The 3,547-nt window shown below is 61.0% G+C and carries 5 protein-coding genes; 1 reads left to right on the forward strand and 4 read right to left on the reverse strand.

Annotated features, from left to right (window positions below; genetic code table 11):
• Window positions 1-79: 79 nt before the first annotated feature.
• Window positions 80-631: a transposase gene (locus IEW17_RS21160; RefSeq protein ID WP_262891866.1), complete on the reverse strand. Its 552-nt coding sequence runs from the start codon at window positions 629-631 to the stop codon at window positions 80-82.
• A gap of 95 nt (window positions 632-726) precedes the next feature.
• Window positions 727-1,191, reverse strand: coding sequence for a helix-turn-helix domain-containing protein (locus IEW17_RS21165; RefSeq protein WP_229749179.1), 465 nt, complete (start codon window positions 1,189-1,191; stop codon window positions 727-729).
• A gap of 177 nt (window positions 1,192-1,368) precedes the next feature.
• Between IEW17_RS21165 and IEW17_RS20440 the strand changes: the two genes are divergently transcribed.
• The gene (locus IEW17_RS20440; protein WP_188563917.1) at window positions 1,369-1,866 is read left to right on the forward strand and encodes a hypothetical protein; all 498 of its coding nucleotides are present in this window, start codon (window positions 1,369-1,371) and stop codon (window positions 1,864-1,866) included.
• Between the two features lie 174 nt (window positions 1,867-2,040).
• On the opposite strand, the gene IEW17_RS20445 is transcribed toward IEW17_RS20440, so the two are convergent.
• Both IEW17_RS20445 and IEW17_RS20450 read right to left on the reverse strand, forming a co-directional pair.
• A complete protein-coding gene (locus IEW17_RS20445) occupies window positions 2,041-2,427 on the reverse strand; it encodes a hypothetical protein (protein WP_188563918.1) in 387 nt (128 codons plus the stop codon).
• 363 nt (window positions 2,428-2,790) lie between these two features.
• Window positions 2,791-3,216, reverse strand: a complete 426-nt coding sequence (locus tag IEW17_RS20450; RefSeq protein WP_188563919.1) for a hypothetical protein — start codon at window positions 3,214-3,216, stop codon at window positions 2,791-2,793.
• Window positions 3,217-3,547 lie beyond the last annotated feature (331 nt).

Genomic DNA, 3,547 nt, shown 5'->3' on the forward strand with positions numbered 1-3,547 from the left:
GTCCTAAAGTGGGCGTAGTCAAAACCACAAACTTAACCAGACGAATTATTGTTTTTTAACCACTAGTGGCTAAAAAACATTAGGTAGTCGGGTACAATCTGGCTAGTTTGATGCGGGCATCGGCGGTTGTGAATTGCCAGTTTCGCGGTTTTGGTTTGGTGTTTTGCCGGTTTTTCCAGCGTTCGACGGCCGCTTGCACGGCGGCCTTGTCCGCAAAGGGGCGGTTGAGGACCTGGCGGCCGAGGACGGCGAACTCCATTTCCGCCATGTTGAGCCACGAGCCGTGGACGGGGGGGTAGACGATTTCCATCCGCTGCAGGTACGCCCGGGCCACGTCGGGGGGGAAATGGTCGTAGAAAAAGCGGACTTTGTGCGTGCCGGGGTTGTCCATAACCCAGCGCACTTTTTTGGCGTCGCGGTAGGTCGTGTCCATCAGCCGGGCCACAAAGCGCACCCACGTGGCGGCGCGGTGGTCGTCCTCGACGCACAACTCGCGCCAGCCGCGCAGCGGTTCGGTGGCCACGAACAACTCGGCCACGCCACGCCGCACATACGCCGAATCGTGAAAGCGCTGCCCATTTCTGGCTGTAAATATTTGCTGTTCAATCAACTGCCTGGGGAACTCGTCCAGGCAGACAACGGGGTAGTCGGCGTCTTAGGGCTGCTCGTAGAGGTCGAGCACCTGCTCCGTCTGGCAGACAAAGGCGGCGCTTTGAGCGGCCGGAATCACCCACTGGGCCGGCCGCAGGAAAGGCTTGAGTTCGTTTTTTTTAGCAGCCGCGCCACCATCGTCGTCGAGATATGTTCGACGACTTCCAGTTCCACGAGCCGGTCGGCCAGCACCTGCAAGCGCCAGGCGGGCGCTTCGTCGGGCGGCGACTGGCAGACGAGGGCCATCAGGTGGGCTTCGACGCGGCCGTCGATTTTCTTGTCCGAGCGGGTCTTGCGAACCTTGGGCGCAAACAGGGCCAGGCCTTCCTCGCAGAACTGGCGCCGGACACGCTCCACGGTTTTGGTGCTGGTGCCCAGCACGGCGGCCAACGCGGTGGCCGTCCGCCGCCCGGTGTGCTCGTCGCTATTGAGCAAAATCTGAATTTGGCGCAGTTTGGGCGAATGCAACTTGTATTTCTGGCGCCACCCTTCCAGGGTCTGGCGTTCCTCGGGCGTAAGGTAAAGGCGGTAAAGGGTCATCGTAAAGCAGCCGTTTATCTATAGACCAAACCAGACACGTTAATATTTCTAAGTCACTAGCAAGGGAACAGCCGTCATCACGGTCCCTTTCACGCATGACCCGCCCCTGTTTTTGGGGTGTTGCCCGCCTGTGCCCTGGCCAGCGAGACATCTGCGCACGTTTCGTAGCTTTCGCTCATGAAATCTACCGTGCTCTGCTTTTCTCTGCTGACCGTGCTGCTCGGCAGCTGCGCCCCTAAATCCGAAGCCCCGAAGCCCGTGGGGCCCGTGCTGCCCAACGACGTCATTAGCCTGCGCATTACCGGCGAAAATTTGGACGGCCTCGGCGCGCAGCTGCGCGCCACCGGCGGCGCGGGCGAAGAGGGCAAACACGTCGCCCTCGATGCCGCGCTGGCAAAAGAGCAAATCTATGCCACCCACGCCAGCGAAACCATTCCCGTGGCCACCGTCGCCCACTACCGGGCCGGCCAGAAGCGCTACGAGTTCACGGCCACCATCACCTTCCTGAACGTGAAGGTGGGCGCCGCGACCCCGGCCCCCAATTCTCGGCTGAGAGTCGAGTGGCTCGTCAACGGGCAAGTGGCCCCTGGCACGAGTCAGCCGGCCACCGCCGAACTGACGGCGAGTAGCGCGGCCCCCGAAGCGCGGGCCTACCTGTCCACGAATACCCTGTAAGGACTGAGACCGCCCATTTAGGCGCCACACAGGCCCTGGTGCACGCTGCACCGGGGCTTCTGTGTGGCGCCGTTACCGGTCAAAGGCGACGCTTCAGCACGCGCTGCCATTCCAACAGTATCCTCCTTTTGATGAACAGCGCGCGTTTACGGCACGACTGTTTAGGTAAACGGGCTAGGGGTTTTCGAGGCGCAGGCTCAGGTGGCGGCCCTGGCCGCTGGCGTTGGCCTCCACGTCCAGCACGTAGGTGTAGCGGCCGGGGGCCAACGGTTGCTCGCCCACGTAGTCGTAGGGTTGGTGGCGCAGGTCCTCGTTCGCGACCGTGGCCTCAACGGCGGCGTAGCGGTAGGCCTGGGCGAAGGGGTGGTACTCCGAGGATTGGCCGGGGCCCAAGGCGCCGTAGCTGGTGGTGCCGGCTGGGAGGCGGACCACCAAGGCCGTGAAGGGGGACGGACTGGCGTTGCGTACCCGCAGGAACACGCCGCCCGGGGCCGTTTCTTTGGTGCACGCGGGCAGTCCGAGGGCGAGGAGCAAGCCGGCACGGAGCAGGAGAGGTTTCATAGACAGAGCAATACCGGGGGAGTGTCGGGACGGGCCAGGGGTGGGGCCAGTGGGCTGGTCGCAAGGTAGCACCCGCCCGGGACACGCCCGCGGCAATTGCCCGCCGGACGGCGTTCGTCCCTTTCCCGAATTCTGCTGCCCCCTGTGAAGGGGGGGGGCTCGTTACAACGGGGCGAAAAATTGCGTTAAGCCACAAATCATTGTTTGTCAGTGCGTTTTGTAAGCGTATCGAAAAACGCTCCTTTTGCTTTTCGGACCGTTTTCGTGAACGTCTTGAAAGTTATAGGCTATTAGGTGCTTGCCTCCGGGCTCGGCCTAGTGCGCGCTCGCTGGGCCACCCGTCCTAATGTCCGGCGCGCCACGTCAACAGCGGCAGGTTCTAACGAGCCATTGAGCATATCTACAGGAGCGTTCGCGAGGTGGCCCATCATACCTGAGAAACTGCCCACGGCCGCCGACCAAGCTCAGGCGCATCAGCATGAAATAAGCCGGTTCAAACAGCAGGTACTCCGAGGAAGGAATCAGTTGTGCGGCGCCATAATTGCGGACGCGGAGGAACTCTTCATTGTATGCCACGTGCCGGATGGGCAGCGAGACCGTGCCCGTAAACAGGGCCAATAACAGGAGCACAAACCCCAGCACCACCCCGTGCAAATCCCACACCCACTGGTGGGCGACCACGAGGCCGGCATAGACGCCCCAGGCCAGAAGCCCGCCAATGGAAATCACCAGTTTATGGAACAGCGTCACGCAGCTCGAGAGTCGAATAAAGGGCACGTCGATGACCAAGTGGTTCGCCGGAAAGGTAAGTCTTTCGCTCCTTACTTTGAACGGGCCTCGTTTACCCTCCGACCGTTTTCCTGAACTGCATCTACATGATGGGGCGTGAGAGGTCCTTTATAACGGCTGGGTTCGCGAAGCAGGCATTGTAGAATCACCTGCCCTTGTTCTGCCATGGCCGCTATACTCGTCACGAAGCAGTTTGCGAATCAAGAACATGAAATTTACGGGTTAGGAGGGACGCGAGGTCTTGGCCAAACTCAGGAAGTCGGTTGAAGAAGTCGAGGACGGCCGTGCGGAACTGGCCTTTGGTGCGGTAAAAGGTGGTGTTGATAATCTT

Source organism: Hymenobacter frigidus, from assembly GCF_014640435.1.
GTDB lineage: Bacteria > Bacteroidota > Bacteroidia > Cytophagales > Hymenobacteraceae > Hymenobacter > Hymenobacter frigidus.